This is a genomic window from Mesorhizobium sp. M0276 (assembly GCF_040321755.1).
Classification (GTDB): domain Bacteria; phylum Pseudomonadota; class Alphaproteobacteria; order Rhizobiales; family Rhizobiaceae; genus Mesorhizobium.
Genome location: NZ_JAMYSC010000002.1, coordinates 60417 through 80788, shown reverse-complemented (window position 1 = coordinate 80788; position 20372 = coordinate 60417). Strand labels below are relative to the sequence as shown.

The following is a 20372-nucleotide window of genomic DNA, read 5'->3' as shown; positions in this document are numbered from 1 at the left end:
GATAGGCTTTCCGGCCGGCAGAGAAGCCGTAAAGGCCAGAAACCAGGGAACAGGATGAAAATGCACGCAACGATTTCGGAATTGACCGCGCCTGAAGTTCAATCCCCCGGCGACCCCCGGATGTGGACCCTGGAGAAGGCTCGGGCTGTTCACGACGCGCCCTTCAACAATCTCCTCTTCCTGGCACAAACCGTCCACCGCGAGAATTTCGATCCCAACAAGGTGCAGCTCAGCCGGCTTCTCAGCATCAAGACGGGCGGCTGTCCAGAGGATTGCGGCTATTGCAGCCAGTCCGCGCATCACGAAACCGGTCTGAAGGCGTCGAAACTGATGGAGGTCAGGCGCGTCATCGCCGAGGCGACCAAGGCGCGTGACGCCGGCGCCACTCGCTATTGCATGGGCGCCGCCTGGCGAAACCCCAAGGCGCGCGACATGGATGCGGTCGTGGCGATGGTCGAAGGCGTGAAGGCGCTCGGCATGGAGACCTGCATGACGCTCGGTATGCTCGATAGTGAGCAGACCGCTCGTCTCAAAGAGGCGGGTCTCGACTATTACAACCACAACATCGATACGTCGGAACGTTACTACAGCGAGATCATCAGCACGCGCAGCTTTGCCGACCGGCTCGATACGCTCGAGCAGGTTCGCCAATCCGGCATCAAGGTCTGCTGCGGCGGCATTATCGGCATGGGCGAAGAGCCGGTGGACCGGATCGACATGCTGGTGACGCTGGCCAATCTGCCGGAGCATCCGCAAAGCGTTCCGATCAACATGCTGATTCCGATCGCCGGCACCCCGCTTGCCGAAGCCAAGCCCATCGAGCCGATCGAATTCGTGCGCGTGATCGCCCTGGCACGCATCATGATGCCGAAATCGCACGTCCGACTTTCGGCCGGCCGCACCGCCATGACCGACGAGATGCAGGCGCTGTGCTTCTTTGCCGGCGCCAACTCGATCTTTGTCGGCGACACGCTGCTGACGGCGGACAATCCCGGCGAGGACAAGGATCTTTTGCTCTTCCGGCGCCTCGGCATTGAGCCGATGGAACGCGAGGCGCAATGAGCGGGGCACCGCTTGCCCGCTACGAGGCGACCTTGCAGGGACTGGCGCGCAGGGACCGGTTACGGACACTGTCGCCGCGCGCCGGGCTCGACTTCTCGTCGAACGACTATCTCGGGCTTGCCGCCTCCAGGAGACTTGGCGACGCGGTTACGGCCGCGATCGCGCGGGGCACGCCGGTCGGCGCCACCGGGTCGCGGCTGCTGCGCGGCAATGCACCCGAGCATGAGCAACTGGAGGCGGACGCCGCGGCATTCTTCGGCGCCGAACGCGCACTGTTCTTCGGCAGCGGCTACATCGCCAACTTCGCTCTGCTCACCGTGCTGCCGCAGAAGGGCGACCTTCTGGTCCTCGACGAACTCGCTCATGCCAGCATGCATGAGGGCGCACAGGCCGGGCGCGCTGAGGCCAGGCTGGCCGCGCACAACGACGTCGACGCTGTCGAGGACGCGATCACGCGCTGGCGCGCCGAAGGCGGCATGGGACGCGTCTGGATCGCGGTCGAAAGCCTTTACAGCATGGATGGCGACCGCGCGCCGATGGAGAGTATCGTCGCGCTTGCCGATCGGCACGAGGCATTCCTTGTTGTCGACGAAGCGCATGCCACCGGCGTTTGGGGACCGGACGGCCGCGGCTTCGCTGCCGCGTTCGAGGGCCGCGACAACATCATCGCCCTCCACACATGCGGCAAGGCGCTTGGCGCGTCCGGCGCACTGATCACCGGGCCTGGAACGCTGTGCGACTATCTCGTCAACCGTTGCCGGCCATTCATCTACGCCACCGCGCCCTCACCGCTGATGGCGGTGGCGGCGCGCGAAGCGCTCGCCATATTGTCCGACGAGCCCATGCGTCGTGTTCGATTGCATGAACAAGTCGCCTCCGCTTGCCGTCAGTTGGCCGAGCGCTGTGGCGTGATGCCGAGCGGCTCGCAGATCCAGCCAGTCGTCATCGGCGATAACAAGTGCACGATGGCGGTGGCGGCGGCACTGCAGGCGCGCGACTTCGACATAGGCGGCATTCGTCCGCCGACCGTGCCCGAGGGCACGTCGCGGCTGCGCATTTCGCTGACGCTCAACGTCGATGAGGCCGACATTCGCGCCATGGTCGAAACGCTCGTCGAAGTGTTGGCAACCGCATGACCCAACGCATCGTCATCACTGGAACCGACACCGGAATTGGCAAGACCGTGTTTGCGGCTGGGCTCGCCGGTTTGCTCGACGGCTTCTGCTGGAAGCCGGTGCTGTCACTCGATCAGGAGCCACTCTTCGGCGTGAGCCTCGGGCCGATTGTAGTCCCTGGATGCCGCCCGCAAGCGCACGGCGGCGAAGCGGGAATTGAGCTCGGTGTTGGTTCCTTCACGCCAGGTGATCGTGCGCCAAGTCGACCGGGAACCACAAACAATTCCTTCGGCCCGAGCCGTCAGAGCGAAGCAAGCTGTTGGCCCTGATAAGCACGCTGCTGTCGGAGTCCCTCGACGTGTTGGCAGTGACGGAGATCAGTGATGAAGATCACAGATGGCCACCTGACGCGCGGCGCCTGAGAAGCATGTGAATCGCCGTTTCAGGCCGCCGAAATCGCCGTGCATCAAGCGGGTTAGATGGTCAATGCCCGTTGCCGGGCCACGTCCTTATGGCTCAATCACGAGGTAGCCGAAATCACCGTTGCGGACGTGCTCGTACCGACGGCAAGTAGAGAGCACAGGATCCAGTCGCCAGCGATCCAGATAGCCGGTCTCCAGATAAGTTGGTGAGCGCCACCGTCGATTCTGGATGGAGGCCACCAGACCCACGAGTGGGCCAACAACGTCCTCGGAGTCGCAAATCGCGATCGGCGGCATCTGTGGCCTTTCCTCGAGCTCGCACGCGGAGTAATCGGCATCACCGCCATAGGGAACGTTGGCCACAATACAGTCAGGTTCGGGGATGGTTACGTCGTCAACGAAGAAGCTTTCATAAAAGGTGATGTCAACGCCGTGCCGCTTGGCGTTTGCCCTGGCAAGACACAACGCGTTGGGATCTATGTCGCATGCCGCGATTTCAAGGTCCGGCCTCTCGCACTTTAGCGAAATCGAGAGCCATCCGCAGCCAGTTCCGACCTCCATAATTCGCCCACCGGAAGGTGCATCGCGGAGGACACGCTCAGCTAGCTCATGGGCATAATCATCCGGGATATAGCAACGGCGATCCAGATGGAATTCGCGGCCAAAGAAACTAGCATATCCGCGCAGATAGGCGTTCGGCTCTCCGAATCGCTTTCTGGTGGCCAGGCGATATAGTCTTGCGTCGTCTTCGCCTGCTAGCCTGATTATTTCTTCAATTTCTGTATCTGAAACCTTGTACTTCTTTAGCATACTCAATGCTAACTCTCGTTTATTGTATGATTGTGAGATAATACCACCTTCTATCTTCGCGTTCATTTCGTTGTTCCTCAGTTAGAGAAAAGCGTGGGACAAGAAGTTGGGGAAGGTGGAATTTCGCGTTAGCGACTGCCACCGCCAAAGCCTATCAGAAGACCATCGGCGCTCATAACAAGCATGTATCGTGCTAAAGGAGAAAAAATCCTTTGATACAATGTGTTGGCTCTGAGACGACTATTTCGCATACTCGACTCGTCGGACATCGGACAAAAATGCTGCTGGAACGCGGCATTGTGCCGAATGTCATACACTACGCACAAGGGATTGAATCCTAAGCGGACAATTAAATATTCAGCGGCCAAGTGGGTCTGGAGCCATTAGCGGCTGCGGCACAGCCGGTGCTTTCGAGAAAAGGTCGGCAAACTGCGCCTCAATGTCAATTATGTGGATGTCGTGAGTCGACAGCCAGTCCTGATTGAAGATTGTGTCCAGGTACTTTGTCCCGCTGTCGCACGCTAGGCTGACGATGCGCGATCCAACCGGCGCTTCACGGGCCACGCTAAGCGCCTCGTAGATCGCCCCACCAGTCGAGCCACCCACCAGCAATCCATGCCGCCGCGCCAAGTAGTGACAAATCGAAAAAGCCTTGTCGTCGGCCACTTTTCGGCCCCAATCTATCACGTCATAATCGATCACAATGCCCACATTGGCCCCTTCGGGCGTACCAGTACCCGATTGACGGTAACACCCTCCCTGACCGCCAAAGATGATACTTCCGACAGGTTCGACGCCAATCACTCGGACCTCGGGGATACGCAGCCTCAGTTGACGGGCGGTCCCGCAAAGTGATCCGCCGGTACCGATGGCCGACACAAAATGCGTGATTGTCGGGCCGAGATCATCTAGTAACTCAGCCGCTAGTCCCATGTAGCCGGTGGCGTTGGCGGGATTGTTGTGCTGTTCGGTCCATGTACCACCCTCTTCGATGGCAATCCGCCTGGCTTCCTCGTCACGCTGGTCTGTGGCTAGGGCGCCATCGTCATTGCCAACGACTTGGACATTGCTGCCGAATGCACGAACAGTAAGGATCTTGTCGAGGCTTGCATGGGAGTCCATGAGGGCAGTGAATTCGAGTCTGCGCACGGCGGAGATCATAGCCAACGCACTGGCCGTATTCCCTGACGAGGATTCGACAATACCGATAGCAGGCTCATTTTGCGTGATAGGCAGGTTGTCGACCATGCTCAACGCCATGCGGTCCTTCATCGAGCCAGTAGGATTGAACATTTCCAACTTGACATAAAGGCTGACCTCACCGCCTCGCAAAGGAAGGTGCAGCAAGGGCGTCCGTCCAATAGTTTCAAGAATGCTATCGACGATCATTGGGCGATTCCTCCTTGCGAAGGAGTTTCGTCGGCTAAGATCTTCCATCCGGACGAACGCCGGACGGCGGCAATCTTTCTAGGCAAGGGAATTTGGTGGAATGAACTCTCATTCGAATCCATTTGGTAACCGGCGGTGTTGGTGAAGACGACGAGATCACCTGGGGAAACGCCACCCTCGAGGGCGCGCCATCGAATGACATCGGATTCGAGACAGCTGCGCCCGAGCAGAAAGTAGCGCGCATTGTGTCGCGGCGCTGCACGTTCTTCTCGCGACAGAACCGCCGGAGGAGGCACGAAATCGGCGCCAAACCAGGTCTCAGAAAGTGAAAAGGACATACCATCAAGGACCACCGCGAATCGACCGTCTCCAAGGTCCTTGATGTCAATCACATTGAAGGCGCTGATCCCACACTGGTCGAGAAGCGAGCGACCAGGCTGCAGTATAATCGGCAGCCGGTGACGCTCCAAGAAGCCTCGGTCTGCCGGCTCCGCAATGCCGATCTGGATCACTGCAGCTGCGTGACGCACCCCAGCAAGCTCCGGAGCGTAAGGATAGCTGCCAGGTTTTGCCTTACTGGCCCAATGGACGCCTCGACTGTATGCAGCCGGATCGAACCTCTGAAGGTAACGCATGGGATATCCACCGCCGATGTCGATGCCGCCGGGGGGCAGGCCCTGGGCGCAGAGGCGCCGTAGAAAGGCAATGGAGGAGCGCAACTGTTCTGCGCGAGTCTGAACTTTGTAGTCGTTAATATGAAAGGACACACCAATCTGCTCTACTTTGGCCTTTTCAAGCAGCGGCAGACACGCCACGAACTGACCTTCGGTCATTCCAAAGCGCGAGCCAGGCTCGCTTATGGGACGGGCCCGAAGGAACAGACGGCGGACACTTCCTACCGTGTCGGCCAGTGCAAGAATGCGTTTCAGCTCTTCGATGCAGTCGACGTGGATAGCTAACCCATTGCGTATGCACAGACTGATTTCGTGATCGGACTTCGCCGGACCGGTCATCGAGATGCGCTCCACTGGAACTAGGTTCATGAAGGCCGAAGTCATCTCGTGGGCCGAAGAAACGTCAGCACCAGCGCCAGCCAGAGCGAATGCGCGCAGGAGCGACGCGGACTTACAGGCTTTCAACGCGAACTGGACCTGACAATCGCCATAGACTGTCCGCAACTCGTTCCGCCACTGGAGGTAGTTTCGGCTGGCTTGGTCTGGAAATACCACATGCAACGGCGATCCGAATCCGTCGACCCAAGCGGCCAGTTCGGATCGACTGTTGAGCAAATCGAGCGTCCACTCGCTGAGTAGCGGCTCCGGTTCGTCGCCAGAGTATTCCTGGATCATTGATCGTCCCTCATCTCAAGTCGTCGAGATCGACGGAGCAGCTTGGCAGCCCAACCTGTAACTTGTGTCGGGTCGTTTTATAGCTCAACAGGTCACCGGAAAGACCGGCCTGGATAATACGATCCACAGCAACGGGCCCGGGCTCGGACCAGTAGGTCACATGCAAGTTTGGATCATCATAGGAAAGCAAGACGCATGGAACAAACGATAGACCGAGCTCCGTGGCACAGAAATGGCGATGATGACCATCCATGATCATCGAATGGCGGTGTTCGACCAGCATCGGCCGGGTCCACAGTTTCTTTTTGGCGATCATCTTGGCCAGCGTCCGAGCACGTTCAAAGTTGATTTCCTCGGATGGTCGCAGCTGACTGACTGGCAGTTTGACGACGGTGTAATTGGAGATGCGATTTGCGGGCGACAAAGGCTTTCTCCTCACTCGTGGCGCCTTTGCTAATAACCGCACGTATCGTGCCAAAACAGAAAATCGTTTAAAAACAACTTGTTGGATCTGAGTACGGCTATGTGTATATCTGACATTGTCGGACTGCGGACAACGCGGAGTGCGGTTGTCCTCGTTCATTGCGAGGTAATTGATGCTTGCTGACCCAGGGCTAATCTTCAGTGCCGAAACTTGGCCGGTTTTTGATTGGAACGCTGCCCGGCTTCACCGTCGGAATCCGCAGGCAACCATTCGGCTAGCCGCCGCATGGTTTCGAGGTTCACACCGCCGATCTTGATGCTTCCTATCTAAATCCATCACAACAGTAGATGGCTCCTGCCGGGCAAGTAAGTGGCTGCATACAATAGGCAGGGCTTAAGCGAGGGAGCGGGTTCTGGTGGACCTCACCAATGTTGGGCTTGCCGGCAAGGCTGATCCGCTGGCGGCCAGCGGCATCGGGTGGCTATCGCCCGCGTGCTTGCGACGGGCCCTGAATCATGCTCAAGCCGACCTCGACAGTCGATCCGGAGAAGGTGAACGAGATCGTGCAGGGTAAGCAGATACTGGCCCGACGCGCGATGACCATGATGTGGTCACCCATGAGGCCGGTCCGTGCGTTGGTGGATCGACGAGGCCGGCATCCTTCAGGCTGTGCAGCAGAGAAAGCGGAAGGGACGAAAACGGCGAAGGTCCCGCTCCATCCCTCCTGCCGTGTAGGCGCGAATGCGATTCCCCTGCCACCATAGAGCGGGGCAGGTGATCGCGTAGTGAATCGGTGAGTGAGTAGCCTTGTCATTCGGAACTCGCAGCTGCGCGGCGACACGAACTGCGTCCGTCAGACAGTCGAACTCCCCGTTCATCTGGCGGCTCGATTGCCCTTCGTCAGCGCGGGGCTGAAAACTATCAGGCTCAGTATCTCGAACAGCATCTGGGCGCCGGCATGGGCCGTGTTGGCGGTGGCGTCATATTGCGGAGCGACCTCGACCACATCGCCACCAACCAGATTCATGCCCTTCATGCCGCGCACGATCGCCTGCGCCTCGCGCGTGGAGAGACCGCCGATCTCGGGCGTCCCGGTGCCCGGCGCGAAAGCAGGGTCGAGACTGTCTATATCGAAGGAGAGATAGGCAGGGCCGTCGCCGACAACCGCCCTCGCCTTCTCGATCACACCATCGATCCCCATTTTTGCAATATCCTCGGCATGAATGACGGTCATGCCGGAATCGTAGGAGAATTCCCACAGATATTCCGAGGAGCCCCGGATGCCGATCTGGATCGTGCGCGTGGGATCGAGCACGCCGTCGAGGACGGCGTTCAGGAAAGGGCCTCCATGATGGAATTTCGTCTGGTCGAATGGTCCGCCCGTGTCGCAATGCGCATCGATATGGATCAGCCCGACGGGCCTCCCCTTGCCGATCGCACGCAAAATAGGATGGGTGATGGAATGGTCGCCGCCGACGGAAAGCGGGATAATTCCGGCCGCGACGATCTGCCCGATCCGCCTCTCGATGTCTTCGTGGCTCTGCTCAAGTCGGTACCGGCTGGCAAAGGCAATATCACCAATGTCCGCCACCTTTAGATCGAAGACAGGCGCACAGTCGAGCACGTGATTGTAAGGCCCGATCCGTTCGATGGACCGCAGCGCCCGCGGCCCGAAACGGGAACCCGGCCGGTTGGAGACACCCAGATCCATCGGCAAACCGATCATCGCCACCTGCAGGTCGCGGAAATCGGGTCGCTCCTGGTCCACCGGCAGGTAGGGCGCCGCCAGAAAAGTCGGGATGCCGGCATAGGGCGCGGCACAGCGGCCTCCCTCGAAGAATATCCGGTCCGCCACCTTGCGGAAGCGCGGATCGATCATCTCGCCGCCATGGCCGGAGCCGTAGCGAGCGCGAAGCCTTCCCAGTTCTTTTTCATTCCACGCCATAGGAAGCCCTTCCATTGTTGCAATGGGCAGTGAATTACAGCTGCGAGGCAGGGATCAAATCCTGCGGACCAAGGACCAGAGCAAGGAATCCAGCTTAACGTGATGCTGTCGACCCCCTCTCAGCCCGTATCGCGGCTCCGTTGCGACCATCGGAAGTCCTGCCGCGATACTGGCTGGGTCGGCACCTCTCCCGCTCGCCGGGGGTAGGGGTAGGAAGCACCCACTCTCGCTTGTGGGGAGTGTCGCGAACGAAGTGAGCGAGCGGGGGCAACCGCCTTGAACTTTTTCACCACCCACGCTTTCGCAGCTACCTCTGCCATCGAGGCTCCCAACGAAGTGCGCGCTTCCATTTTCCTGATTTTGTGAAGGCTCGCGGAGGCGAAACGGTATAACTTCCCGTGCGGGCGTATTTTTGGTAGACTTGCCGATGCCCCCTTCCCGTAGAAGGCGATCTTACGCAGACCTAACACATTGCTTTCCTTCTTTCGTTCCATCCATTGCGGTTGCCGACATGAACGTTGGGCCGGCAGTTCCGGCCGCCTCGCACCGAAGGGCCTCAAAACTCGTGCCAATTTGGCTGATCGAGCCCAGTAGAAATTCTACTGATTGGTTTTCAGCTATTAAGCCGGAGACAAAACAAGAACTGGCTAAACAAGCATATGTTGCGAACCCGACAAATCGCGATACGAGGTGTCGGATGGCGTCTTCCTACCGAGGCCGAGCGAGCCGCGACGAAGTGAACGTATGGCCCGTCCCGCCTGCAAGGGTGTTTTTGAAGATTGCTCTGCTCAGTCTGCATCAACGTATCCAGTCTCGTTCCGCTGAGCCTGCGCCTTGTCGAATAAATGCTGCTGGAACGCGGCATTGTCGTCTCCTACGAAACGTTCCGCCGTTGGGCAAAGAAGTTCGGCCCAGACTATGCCCGTCGCTTCCGACGCAAGAGCCCAGCCTGGACGTGTGGCACCTGGACGAGGTGGCCATCACCGGCAAGAAACACTCGTTGTGACGGGCCGTCGATCAAGACTATGTTGCTCGACGAGATCATCCAGAGCCGGCGCAACACCAAGGCGGACCAAGCGATTGCTTGACCAGGCTGCTGAGAAAGCTGGGCGTCCCACCAAAGCGGATGATCACCGGCAAGTTGCCTTCCTACGGGGCCGCTCAGCGGCAGGTATGCCGAATGTCGTACACCGATCGCACCAGGGGATTGAATAACCGGGCGGAGAATTCGCATGTGCCGCTGCGAAAACGGGAGCGCATGATGCAGTGCTTCCGATTCGCAGCTCCGCATTCGAAATTCACCACCGCCGCCTCCAGGCCCTGGCGGAGTGGAAAGCCGTGGCTGGGGTCAGCTGAAATCAGCGCCGCAGTTCTTATCGAGTTTTTATCCAGACAACGTGGCGTCGCCGAGATGGCCTTCGCTACCCATTGCAGTGTTACACGTTGTCCGACGTCCGACGGACATGCGACATATCTACATTAGAGCCATTATGTTGTTGTGAAATGATTTTCTCCGTTGGCACGGTACATGCTTCGTTCTCCGCAAACGCATCATACGGATTGAGAGAAAGGCTTTGTCGCAAATTGATGCAACGTCTACCTGGCATGGGTGCTCCTCGTTTTCACACGGCGCTGTCCGCCCTTTGCTCGACACCCCGCCGCTGTTGAGGGTGCGGGGATCGCATTTCCGGCGAACGCGCGATCAGGAATTATTGGACGTTTACAGCCGTTCGGGAAAGGGTCGGACAATGCTTTTCAAGCGAGGCAGCGACGCCAGCCGGGTCGTCGATCTCGTCGGGAGTTCTTATCTCGCGTCGACAACCACTCTGACGTGATCGCACGCGCGCTTGCCACCATCGCCCAATATGGCTCGCACATTTGGTCCTCGGGCCGAACCGCAGCTGAATTTCGGTGTTGCTGGCGTATCTGTACAATTGGACGGAGTTTCACTTGAATCTGGAAACAGAACGTTTATTCATGCGCCCCATACGTCCTTGGGACGCCGATGCACTGCATCGTCTATACTGTGATCCGCTAGTAGTCGAATTGACGACGGAGGGAATTCCGCCAACGCGGGAAATGTCCGATGCGTGGCTCGCCCTCTATATTCGTGAGTGGAAGACCCACGGGTTTGGATTCTGGATGGTCTATCAACGCGAAGACAATGGCGACTTGCGCTTCGTGGGGCTGTCCGGGTTGCGCCCTTTCGATGACGACGACATTCAAATCGGATGCTACTTATTCGGAGACCGGTCCGGTCAACGGATTGCGGCGGAAAGCCTTAAACCAGTGATCGAATTCGCCTTCGCAATCCGACCTATCGATCGCTTGGTCTGTATCATACGCCCGACGAATATAAGATCTCACAAAATGGCAACCGGACTGGGCTTTTCCTGCCTTGGGCCGGTTGTCGTTGACGGAACGGACTATCAACTCTATCAAATGTGTCGTCCGCCACAATGACACTCGGCGGACGTGTTTGTTGCAGGGATCTGAACGGGGCGTATGGGAGGATCGGTGCGCAGCGGATCGGGCGGCGAGTGGCGAATTGCTCAGCCAAGAGGCCACCTCGTCCAGGTACCACACGTCCCGGCTGGGCTCTTGCGTCGGAAGCGACGGGCATAGTCTGGGCCGAACTTCTTTGCCCAACGGCGGAACGTTTCGTAGGAGACGACAATGCCGCGTTCCAGCAGCATTTATTCGACAAGGCGCAGGCTCAGCGGAAACCTGGGCAATGATCTGCGGTGGGAAACGATGGCGCTTGTAGCTGATCGGCGAGATGTTCATCCACTGTGTCTATCGCAGTGTCTCCTCACAACCCGTTACCTTGACAGAGCCCCTGGGCGAGCGCGGCATCGCTGAGCTTGCCGCGTGCAATGGCCTTAGCTGGGTACGGGCGCCTGGATGATTTTATCGCAGGTCCGGCAGCTGTACTTGGGTCGAATGGTCTCCCCTGCCAGGCCTGAGGCCTGGGCGACCAGATCGAGCATCTCCTCGCTATCTTCGCCCTTGGCGCGCAGATCGCCGCCGCAGCCCGGGCAACATGCGCAAGACGGCTCGCGAACGATCCGCTCGCGCGGCAGGTTTGGGTTGAGCTTGCGCACCGGCAACACCCGGACCTTGTCGGTGTCAGCGACGATGGGCAGCTCGATATCGGGCACGCTTGCGGCGAAATCAGTCTTGAGATCTTCGAGCTCGAGCCGCATCTGGCCCAGCTTCTCGGACGAACGGCCGGAGGCCTTGCGATGCGTTCGACACCGGGCAGATCGCTCACGTGCGCGCGAAGGTCGCCATCGCCTGATCGGCGTCAAGCTCGCCGCCGGCCATCTGCTTGCGCCAGGCATAGAGCTGTGACGGAGCTACGCCGAACGCTTCCGCGACCTCAGTCACCGACGACCCCGCCGCGCTCGCCAGGTCGACCAACGCGCGCTTCTCAGTGCAACTCCACAGCCTTCGTTGCCGCGCGCGCCCGGGTACCACATCGCTTAATTTCAGATGCCCAGAAACGCAAAAAGCCCCCACAGGGGGGTTGGGGTTGCGGGGCGCAACACCCGATCGCTGGGAATCGGCACAAATGAACAGGGCGACCCTCTCGGATCGCCCTCTATATTAATCGCAGGAATCATTGTTGCGGGGGCTCACAACCGACGGTTCCTGCGATTGGTCGAACGGCACATACCGAAGCTTCCTGCTACGCATTGAGCGGCATCGAACCGCAGTCACCTATTTTGTTGCTGAATTTTTGCGCTGGATCCTTTCTTTGTTGCGATCGTCGACTTTTAGCTGCGGCGATTCCGGCGAGTCCAACCAGTACCGAACCAGCAAGAGCAATCGACGCGACGGCAAGCGCTGGCGTGGCGGCAGACCGCAAGGACAGCCACATGAGGACCGGCAGCGTCTGGCTATCGCGATTCGTCAGGAACAGCGCCATCACGAACTCGTTCAGCGAAATCACGAAGGCGAACAGCCCCGAGGAAAAGATGCCCGTGGTGCAGGCGGGTAGCACGACCTCGACAAACACCCGCCACGGACGAGCGCCGAGATCGAGGGCCGCCTCGACGAGGCGCTGATCGACCGTTCGAAAGACGGCCTCCATCAGCAGGAAGACCAGCGGCATGGCCCAGAGCGAATGGGCCAGCATGACGAGCAGCGGCGAACCGAAAAGCGACACGCCGAACACCTGCATCCGGCTGAATGTCATCGCGATGCCAAGCCCCAGAACCACGCCGGGCATGAAGAGCGGCAGCATGATGATGAGGTAGAGCACCGACGACCCGCGCATTGTGTTGCGCGTAAACGCCCATGCAGCCGCGACCCCGGAGCTCGTCGAGAGAAGCATGGTGCCGGTTGCGACGAGCAGGCTGTTGGCCAGTGCGGACGTCCATTGCGCGCTTCCTGCGAAATCAAGATACCATTCAAGGGACAGGTTACGAACGGGGAAACGCAATTGTTGCCCGGCACTGAACGACATTGCCAAAGTCATCAGGATCGGCAGCAGAATGTAAACCACGATAATTGCGCCGAAGATGGCTGCCAGTATTCGCAGCACGCGATCTCCGCGCGGTGGCATCGCGCCCAACCTATACATGAAAAGACCTCTGTGTCGGCTGAAGCCAGCGGATCACGGCCATCGTGCCGGCAACCCCCAGCATCAGCGCCATGGAAAGCGTCGCGGCCATCGGCCAGTGGTGCTTGCTCAGCATCTGGTCCTGGATCAGATAGCCGAGTGTCCACAGTGTATCGGGGCCGAGCGCCAGCGGCGTCGCATAGACGCCTATCGTCCAGATGAAGGCCTGCGCAAAGGCTGCAAACAGACCGACGAGCGTTTGCGGCAGGATCACTTCGGAGAACGTCGTGAATGGCGGCGCACCGAGATCGGAGGCGGCTTCCAGCGTGCGCCGGTCGATGCCGTCGAAGACCGACAGCAGAATGAAGAAGCAATAGGGAAGCGTAACGTAAACGAGACCCACGAGAGCAGCACCTTCGGTGTACATCAAGCTGATCTTGTCGTTGGTCAGGCCCGTCGAAACGAGGATGTAGCTGAGCAACCCGTTTTTGGGAAAAATCGTCCACCATCCGAAGATGATGGCGATCTCGGAAATCAGCATGGGCAGAAGAGCCAAGCCGACAAACATAAAGCGCCATCGTCCTGGCCTCAGCCAGACGAGGAGAGCGAAAGCATAAGCGAGCGCGACCGTAAGGATCGAGGCGAAGAACGCGAGCCGAACCGTATTCCAGATCACCCCCGCGATCAAAGGATCAGACAGGAGGCGGCGATAGTGATCGAAGGTGAACCCAGCGACATAGGCAGTCTGCGGCTCATGGCCGTTGAGACTCATGCGGGCCATGAACAGGGCCGGAACGCCAAAGCAGGCCAGCGAGAGCAAGAGCGCCGGTGCCATGACCAACCAGAACCCTAGCGGGCTTTCCCCTGGCCGCTTCATGAGAACACCCGCATCGCTGTGTTTTCCCAGCCTACCGTCACACTGTGGCCCAGCTGGAGCCCCAGATTGGCGCGGTGGTCACACACAAGAGATACCCGTCCGGCGACAAGGTGATAGCGCCAGCTGTCGCCGAGGAACTCCAATGTCTCGACGCGCAGCTTCAGATTGTTTGGCGCGGACGCCGCGTCTTGGCCCAAATGCAACTGTGCAGGACGCAAATAGAGCCGATGCCGACCTGGTGGCAAAGGGTTGGCAAGGATCAAGCTGAGCGATGCTCCGTTTGCATCACGATGTTCATCTCCCGTCACCGTGATCTCGAGGCAGGAACTCTCGCCGACGAAACCGTGCACGAACTCACTAAAGGCCGCATTATAGATGGTTTCGGGCGGATCGATCTGTTCGATACGCCCGCGATTCATCACAGCCACTCTGTCCGACAGAGCCATGGCCTCGCCCTGATCATGCGTAACATAGATCGCCGAGAAGCCGATCTGTTGGTGCAGCCGGCGTATTTCAGCCCGCAACTGCAAGCGCAGTGTCAGGTCCAAGGCAGAGAGTGGCTCATCGAAAAGCAGCACCGCCGGACAGACCGCCAGTGAACGCGCCAGCGCCACCCGCTGCCGCTGTCCTCCGGAGAGCTGTTCAGGATAGCGCTCCTCCATGCCTCTGAGCCGCACAGTATCAAGAGTCTCGGCAATCCGGCGAGCAATTTCTTCCCGAGGAACGCCTCGCATTCGCAATCCGAAGGCGATGTTGTCCGCCACCGTCTTGTGCGGAAAGAGAGCACCTGACTGGAAGACAGTCGCCGTATCGCGCAGATAGGGAGGCAGGCGATCGGCGCGTTCGCCATTGATGCGGATTTCGCCGCCGTTGGGTGCTTCGAAGCCGCCGACCATCCGTAGCGTTGTCGTCTTCCCCGATCCCGACGGCCCGAGAAGAGTGAGGAATTCTCCCTTTCGAAGAGAAAGGGATATTCCGTCCACCGCCACGACCGCGCCATAGCTGCGGTGGAGGCGATCCAGTTCCAGCGCGGGCACCATCCTCGTCCCTCAACCCGCCGAACGCGAGATCGTGAGCTTCATCCGCTCGTCAAACGCCTGGTACCCGTTGTTGATGCTCTTCCATCCCTCCATGGTGATCAGCTGGAACATTCGGTGGAAGTCCGCGTTCGACTGCGGATAGTTCTGCCAGTGCAATGGGACAGTAACGTCCCGGCGGGACATGAAGACCATCGATTTTGCAAGGAACCGGTTCTGCGTCTCCTTCTCCAAAAGATAATTCTGGAACAGGTCGGCCAGATCGCTGTGTCTCGTGCCGCGCACCTTGATGTACCAGTCGGTCCAGGCGGAGGTGCCTTCTTTGGGAACGGTGATCAGATACTCGCCCGGGCTGGCCTGCATCAGGGAAAGGGCGTCGGAGGAGTAGGTTAGTGCTGCGTCCGCCTCGTCCTGGTTCAGAACAGTAGCCGCTTCCGCGCCGCTCATGTACCAACGCGCAACGCGCAGTTTGTCGAGCTTGGCAAATAACGGCTCTGCGGTCGCCATCGCGAACATGTCCTGAAGGCCCCGCTTGCCTCCGCTCATCAGCGCGGGAACCGAGAGCGACCACCACCAGGATGACCCGTCAAGAGTGATCTTCTTCGCTAGCTTCTCGTCCCAGAGAATCGACCAGCTCGTGGGCTCGATGCCAAGGCTCTTGCGGACCAGGAGCATGCAGGTTCCGCCGGAAAACGGAACACCATAGTCCTCAGCTCCCGGGCGGGTTTCGGCGAAATAGGGATAGACCGCATCGAGATTGGGGATCGCGACCCGGTCGCTCTTGAGCCACAGTTTTTCCGCGATGCCCTGGCCGGTGACGGATTCTTCGGTAATGGTGATGTCGAAGGGTGGGTTGTCTGCAGGTGCGGCAAGAATCTGCGGCACCATCTGGTCCCACCCGCCATTGCTTTCGACACGTGTTCCATATTCTGCATTGAATGGCTCGATGACCGTTTCCTTGAAAACCGTCTCGTAGCCGCCGGACCAGGGCACGACGATCAGGCCTTCACCGGCAAAACTGGTCTTCGCCGAGGCGACGGAGGCCGGCCCGATGATCGCAGGCATGGTCAGCGCACCCACTTGCAGGAAACGTCGGCGCGAAAGTTGTAGTCTTCCATTCCCCATTTTCATTTTATGTTCCCTTTTTTATCTTTGGTTGAAGCCGGTGATGACGTTGGCGGTGTTGGTGCCAAGTGCTGCGATGGCGTAGCCGCCTTCCATGACGAACAGCGTCGGCAGGCCCAGCGCTGAAATGTCGGCACCGACAGTCAGGAAGTCAGGCGTCTCAAGCCGGAACCCGCCGACCGGGTCATCGACAAAGGTGTCGACGCCGAGCGAGACGATCAGCACGTCCGGCCCATACGCACGGATTTCGCTCAGCGCCGCAGCCAACGCCTCGCGATAGGCGGCAATGGTGGTTCCGAGCGGCAGGGGCAGATTGAGGTTGAACCCTTCGCCGCCACCCGCGCCAGTCTCGCGTGCATACCCCATCAGGAACGGATATTCCTGCTCCGGCTTGGCATGCACTGACGCGTAAAGGACATCCGAGCGATCGTAAAAAATGCGTTGGGTGCCGTTGCCGTGATGGTAGTCGATATCAAGGATGGCGATGCGATTTGCGCCTTGGTCGAGCAACGTTTGCGCGGCGACGGCGGCATTGTTCACATAACAGTAGCCGCCCGCCAGGTCAGACGAAGCGTGATGCCCCGGTGGTCGGCAGAGTGCGAAGGCGGCCGTCGCGCCGTTCGTGATTTCCTGCGTCGCCGTAAGCGTGACGTCGACTGCTGAGCGGACAGCGGTCCATGTCCCTTTTACGAAAGGAACGCACACATCGAAGGTGTAGCAGGACAGCATCGAATGGACGCTCTCGTTCGGCTGCTGTTCCATTCCGCGCATTCCGAACGTATATGCCGTCGCGAACCCGCCCGCGCCGAACTCGGCCTTCCACAAAGGCCAGCACTGTTCAAGAAAGGCCACGAATCCCGGCGTGTGAACGCGGAGGATCGAGTTCAACTCGAAGGGCCGCGCATCCGCGAAATCACGATGCCCTTGAGCGCGCAGGGCTGCCACAATCGCATCCATCCGGCCCGGATTTTCGCACATCGGGATCATCTGGTCGTAGCGCATCTCCTTTGCGCCATCGTGGCCACGGTGGGCGTCGGAATAGACGACACGCATCAGGAGGCCTCCTTCGGCACGGGTTCGCCTTTGGCATTGGCGAGAAGCGCCGCTGCAAGAAGATCGCGGTCAGCGGCGTAATTGCGGGTGATGGCGGGGCTGCGTTGGCGTGTTGCCCAATGGGGATCGGCCAGCAACTCGGCAGCTTCCGCTTCGGGGAGGTGTCGGCCACGAATGAGATCGGATATCCGTTCGGCCAGTACCAGGGTTGGCGCATGCAAGTCGCCGGCCGTCGCCTGCGGCATCAGCGAGGCATCGACCACCCGAAGGCCATGCACTCCGCGCACGCGCCCGTCGGGAAATGTTACGGCAGCCTCGTCGCTGCCCATCCGGCACGTACCGCAGGGATGATAGGCGCTTTCAAGATTCTGTTTCACAAAGCCGTCCAGCGCCGCGTCGTTTTGCACAGCCGTGCCGGGGGTCAGTTCCCGGCCGCGATAGGGAGTAAAGGCGGGTTGCGCGAAGATTTCGCGCGTCAGGCGGACACACGCACGGAACTCCATCCAGTCATCCGGATGAGACATGTAGTTGAACCGCACACAGGGCAGGCTTTGAGGGCGCGCGTCTCGCAGCCTGACCCAGCCGCGGCTCTTCGACCGCTTGGTGCCGACATGTACCTGGAACCCATGCCCTTCCACGAGGGTCTGTCCGTCATAGGAAATGGCAAGCGGCAAAAAGTGAAACTGGATATCGGGATAGACGATGCCGGCGCGGCTACGTATGTGGCCGCCGCTTTCGAAATGGTTCGTCGCTCCAAGGCCGCGCCTGGTCGCCAGCCACTCGATGCCGATCTTCGCCTTGCCCAACAGGCTCTGCGTCGGAAACAGGCTGACGGGCTTGGTGCATTCCATCTGCAGGTAGAGTTCCAGATGGTCCATCAGGTTCTCGCCCACGTCGTGCGCATCATGCACGACGTGGATGCCATGTTCGGCGAGTTCGGCCGCAGGCCCAAGGCCCGAGCGTTTCAGAATGATGGGCGACATGATGGAGCCCGCCGAAAGGATTACCTCCCGCTCGGCGGCAGCCCGGGCAATCGTTCCCCCGACCGAAAAGACAACGCCCGTCGCCCTAACGCCGTCAAATGTCACTCGGTCGACAAGCCCGCCCTTGATCACCCGGACATTGCCGCGCGCAATGGCGGGGCGCAGATAGGCACGTGCCGCGCTCATCCGGCGCCCATCCGCGACGTTCATCTCCATCGGGCCGAAACCTTCATGCTGGCGGCCGTTCATGTTGTCGCTCCGGGCATAGCCGGCCTCGCTGCCGGCTTCGACAAAGGCCCGGTAGAGCGGGTTTGTCTCTGGCCCCCGCTTGATCCGCATTGGACCGTCGGTTCCGCGCAGAGGGCCGCCGCCCTCGGCGTTTTCGAGACGCTCGAAATAGGGAAGCACGTTCGTCCAGCGCCATCCGTTGGCACCGCGCGCCTCCCACAGCTCGTAGTCCATGGGATTGCCGCGCACCCAGCACATCCCATTGATCGAGGACGAACCGCCGAGCCCCTTGCCGCGCGGCAAGTTAAGCTCACGTTCGCCTAGCGCCGGCTCCGGCTCCGTCTTCATGCCCCAGTTGAAGCGTGTCGTGTTCATCGGGATCGAAAGGGCCGCTGGCATGTCGACAATGACCGCCTTTTCGCTGCCGCCGGCCTCGATCACCAGGATTCGTGTGCGGGGGTCCTCACTGAGGCGGTTCGCCAGGACGCAACCGGCGGCCCCTGCACCAGCGATGATGTAATGATAGATGCCCTCGTCCCGCATGTCTGTTACTCGACGATAACGTAGAACTTCAGCATCGGCACCGGTTGCCGCCAGGTGCCGTGAAAGCCCTTGGGCACGAGGAAGGAATCGCCTTTACCATAGGTTTCGGAGAAACCGTCCGCTTCAAGCGTCACCTCGCCCTCCAGGATGACCATGAACTCGTCGGCGGTATAGCTGTCGTAGTGCTCAGTATAAGGCCCGCAGCGCCAGATGCCGGATTTTACGCCGCGTTCGGGACGGGCGTAGTAGGCGTGGTCCAGGCCAACCGGCAGGCCCTCGATCAACTCGGCGTGGTCAAGGGGATGATCGGGCAGTTGTTGCCAGCCTAGCCGGCCAGTCGAAGAGAAACGGATCGGCCGAGACATAGAGAACCTCCAGATCGGGGGGGAAGTTGACGGCACCCTGCGGTTCGATCTTCTCGTTGACAAGTGACAAGAACTTCTCTTGAGTAACTTCAAGTTACGGGGAAAGTCGTGAGGAAACATCAGTCGCTGACCGCGCTGCGCGCTTTCGAGGCTGTTGCCCGCCTGAAAAGCATCTCATCTGCCGCAGAAGAGCTGCACGTTACCCGGCCAGCGGTGTCAAAGCAGGTAACACTGCTCGAAAGTGATATCGGATGCGCCCTTCTCTTGCGCAGTGGCAACACGATCCGCCTTACGCCGGCCGGGAACGAATTGTTTCTGGCGCTGAGGCAAGCATTTGAGTTGATTCATTCGACCACCGACACCATCAGCCGGAGGGCAAAGCAGGGCCAGCATCTGCGGGTTCTGGTCTGCCGCGACTTCGCATCGAGCTGGCTGGCTGGCCAGGTCGGTGCCTTTCTGGTCGCCAATCCGGGCATCTCCGTCGAAATCACGGCCGAGAAAAACGGCAATTTCCGTATGGACGAGGATTTCGACTTCCGCATTTTTTACGAGATGGATGGCGCAAGGGTCATTGCCGGGCTTGAAGAAGCTGAACTCTGTCGCTGGATCGACATGCTGGTTTGCACCGAGAGCTTCGCCGCCTCCTACCTCGGTGAAGGCCGCAACCCGGGTGATGCGCCGTATCTGATTGATGCTAACTACGACATCTGGGAGGAGTGGTGCGCCCTGACAGGTATCGATCCCAGCGGCCCGCGCCGCCAGCAAACGGTTTTCAATGAGACTACGCTATGCCTCTCCGTGGCTGCATCCGGCGGGGGGCTAACCATCGGCGACAGTTTCCTGGCTTTGCCGGCAATCTGCGCAGGCGAATTCGTCGTTCCCTACAGGATCGGCCTCGTCAGCGCACAGCGCTATACCCTGTTCAAGCCTCAAGGTCGCCAGGCGACACCGGCAAGCCGCAAGTTCGAGGCTTGGCTGCGCGGCTCGATAAAGGCCTACCAGGCCAGCGTGCTTCAGGTCTTGGCGGACAAGGGCATCCGGGTGTTAGAGCGATCAGCAACTTGTTAGGCGTTGCGAG

Annotated in this window: 18 protein-coding genes and 4 pseudogenes; 6 read left to right on the top strand and 16 right to left on the bottom strand. The window is 59.7% G+C overall.

The genetic code is table 11. From position 1 onward, the window contains the following. The first annotated feature begins 120 nt into the window (after nt 1–120). The 3 genes and pseudogenes from bioB to NKJ01_RS02010 form a co-directional block, all read left to right on the top strand. Nucleotides 121–1062: a biotin synthase BioB gene (gene bioB, locus NKJ01_RS02020; RefSeq protein ID WP_352725609.1), complete on the top strand. Its 942-nt coding sequence runs from the start codon at nt 121–123 to the stop codon at nt 1060–1062. Beyond that, nucleotides 1059–2198: an 8-amino-7-oxononanoate synthase gene (locus NKJ01_RS02015; protein ID WP_352725607.1), complete on the top strand. Its 1140-nt coding sequence runs from the start codon at nt 1059–1061 to the stop codon at nt 2196–2198. Before bioB ends, NKJ01_RS02015 begins: the two co-directional genes overlap by 4 nt. Then, nucleotides 2195–2317, top strand: a pseudogene (locus tag NKJ01_RS02010) (AAA family ATPase); the annotation flags it as partial. The gene NKJ01_RS02015 and the pseudogene NKJ01_RS02010, both read left to right, overlap by 4 nt. On the opposite strand, the pseudogene NKJ01_RS02005 reads toward NKJ01_RS02010, so the two are convergent. The 6 genes and pseudogenes from NKJ01_RS02005 to speB all read right to left on the bottom strand — a co-directional run. After that, a pseudogene (locus tag NKJ01_RS02005) lies at nt 2306–2443 on the bottom strand (IS701 family transposase); the annotation flags it as partial. The pseudogenes NKJ01_RS02010 and NKJ01_RS02005 sit on opposite strands and share 12 nt — an antisense overlap. A gap of 243 nt (nt 2444–2686) precedes the next feature. Beyond that, nucleotides 2687–3475: a methyltransferase gene (locus NKJ01_RS02000; RefSeq protein WP_352725605.1), complete on the bottom strand. Its 789-nt coding sequence runs from the start codon at nt 3473–3475 to the stop codon at nt 2687–2689. Between the two features lie 291 nt (nt 3476–3766). Next, nucleotides 3767–4798, bottom strand: coding sequence for a PLP-dependent cysteine synthase family protein (locus NKJ01_RS01995; RefSeq protein WP_352725603.1), 1032 nt, complete (start codon nt 4796–4798; stop codon nt 3767–3769). Beyond that, nucleotides 4795–6147, bottom strand: a complete 1353-nt coding sequence (locus tag NKJ01_RS01990; RefSeq protein ID WP_352725601.1) for a type III PLP-dependent enzyme domain-containing protein — start codon at nt 6145–6147, stop codon at nt 4795–4797. Before NKJ01_RS01990 ends, NKJ01_RS01995 begins: the two co-directional genes overlap by 4 nt. Nucleotides 6148–6157: 10 nt before the next feature. Beyond that, a complete protein-coding gene (locus tag NKJ01_RS01985) occupies nt 6158–6571 on the bottom strand; it encodes a ParB N-terminal domain-containing protein (protein ID WP_352725599.1) in 414 nt (137 codons plus the stop codon). Nucleotides 6572–7445: 874 nt separating this feature from the next. Then, nucleotides 7446–8516 carry an agmatinase gene (gene speB, locus NKJ01_RS01980; RefSeq protein WP_352725597.1) on the bottom strand — a complete coding sequence of 357 codons (1071 nt, stop codon included), beginning with the start codon at nt 8514–8516 and terminating at the stop codon, nt 7446–7448. 1126 nt (nt 8517–9642) lie between these two features. Between speB and NKJ01_RS36365 the strand changes: the two genes are divergently transcribed. Both NKJ01_RS36365 and NKJ01_RS01970 read left to right on the top strand, forming a co-directional pair. Beyond that, nucleotides 9643–9999 (top strand): hypothetical protein, encoded by a 357-nt coding sequence (locus tag NKJ01_RS36365; protein WP_502905847.1) that lies wholly within the window; start codon nt 9643–9645, stop codon nt 9997–9999. A 467-nt stretch (nt 10000–10466) separates the two neighbouring features. Then, the gene (locus NKJ01_RS01970; protein ID WP_352725595.1) at nt 10467–10979 is read left to right on the top strand and encodes a GNAT family N-acetyltransferase; all 513 of its coding nucleotides are present in this window, start codon (nt 10467–10469) and stop codon (nt 10977–10979) included. Nucleotides 10980–11081: 102 nt separating this feature from the next. Here NKJ01_RS01970 and NKJ01_RS01965 read toward each other — a convergent pair. The 10 genes and pseudogenes from NKJ01_RS01965 to NKJ01_RS01920 form a co-directional block, all read right to left on the bottom strand. Continuing rightward, nucleotides 11082–11303: pseudogene (locus NKJ01_RS01965) on the bottom strand (IS6 family transposase); the annotation flags it as partial. 95 nt (nt 11304–11398) lie between these two features. After that, nucleotides 11399–11722, bottom strand: a complete 324-nt coding sequence (locus NKJ01_RS01960; RefSeq protein ID WP_352725593.1) for an IS66 family transposase zinc-finger binding domain-containing protein — start codon at nt 11720–11722, stop codon at nt 11399–11401. 64 nt (nt 11723–11786) lie between these two features. Continuing rightward, entirely contained in the window at nt 11787–11996 is a 210-nt protein-coding gene (locus NKJ01_RS01955; RefSeq protein ID WP_352725591.1) for a transposase, read from the bottom strand. Between the two features lie 211 nt (nt 11997–12207). Beyond that, nucleotides 12208–13065, bottom strand: a complete 858-nt coding sequence (locus NKJ01_RS01950; protein WP_352725589.1) for an ABC transporter permease — start codon at nt 13063–13065, stop codon at nt 12208–12210. 31 nt (nt 13066–13096) lie between these two features. Beyond that, nucleotides 13097–13918 (bottom strand): ABC transporter permease, encoded by an 822-nt coding sequence (locus NKJ01_RS01945; protein ID WP_352725587.1) that lies wholly within the window; start codon nt 13916–13918, stop codon nt 13097–13099. A 38-nt stretch (nt 13919–13956) separates the two neighbouring features. Next, complete coding sequence (locus tag NKJ01_RS01940) at nt 13957–15000, bottom strand: ABC transporter ATP-binding protein (protein WP_352725585.1); 1044 nt, start codon at nt 14998–15000, stop codon at nt 13957–13959. A gap of 9 nt (nt 15001–15009) precedes the next feature. Next, nucleotides 15010–16128 carry an ABC transporter substrate-binding protein gene (locus NKJ01_RS01935; protein ID WP_352725583.1) on the bottom strand — a complete coding sequence of 373 codons (1119 nt, stop codon included), beginning with the start codon at nt 16126–16128 and terminating at the stop codon, nt 15010–15012. Between the two features lie 15 nt (nt 16129–16143). Further along, nucleotides 16144–17175, bottom strand: coding sequence for a histone deacetylase family protein (locus NKJ01_RS01930; protein ID WP_352725581.1), 1032 nt, complete (start codon nt 17173–17175; stop codon nt 16144–16146). A gap of 101 nt (nt 17176–17276) precedes the next feature. Then, nucleotides 17277–18929, bottom strand: a pseudogene (locus NKJ01_RS01925) (choline dehydrogenase); the annotation flags it as partial. A 5-nt stretch (nt 18930–18934) separates the two neighbouring features. Beyond that, nucleotides 18935–19294 (bottom strand): cupin domain-containing protein, encoded by a 360-nt coding sequence (locus NKJ01_RS01920; protein WP_352725577.1) that lies wholly within the window; start codon nt 19292–19294, stop codon nt 18935–18937. Nucleotides 19295–19402: 108 nt separating this feature from the next. On the opposite strand from NKJ01_RS01920, the gene NKJ01_RS01915 reads away from it, so the two are divergent. Beyond that, a complete protein-coding gene (locus tag NKJ01_RS01915) occupies nt 19403–20362 on the top strand; it encodes a LysR family transcriptional regulator (protein ID WP_352725575.1) in 960 nt (319 codons plus the stop codon). Nucleotides 20363–20372 lie beyond the last annotated feature (10 nt).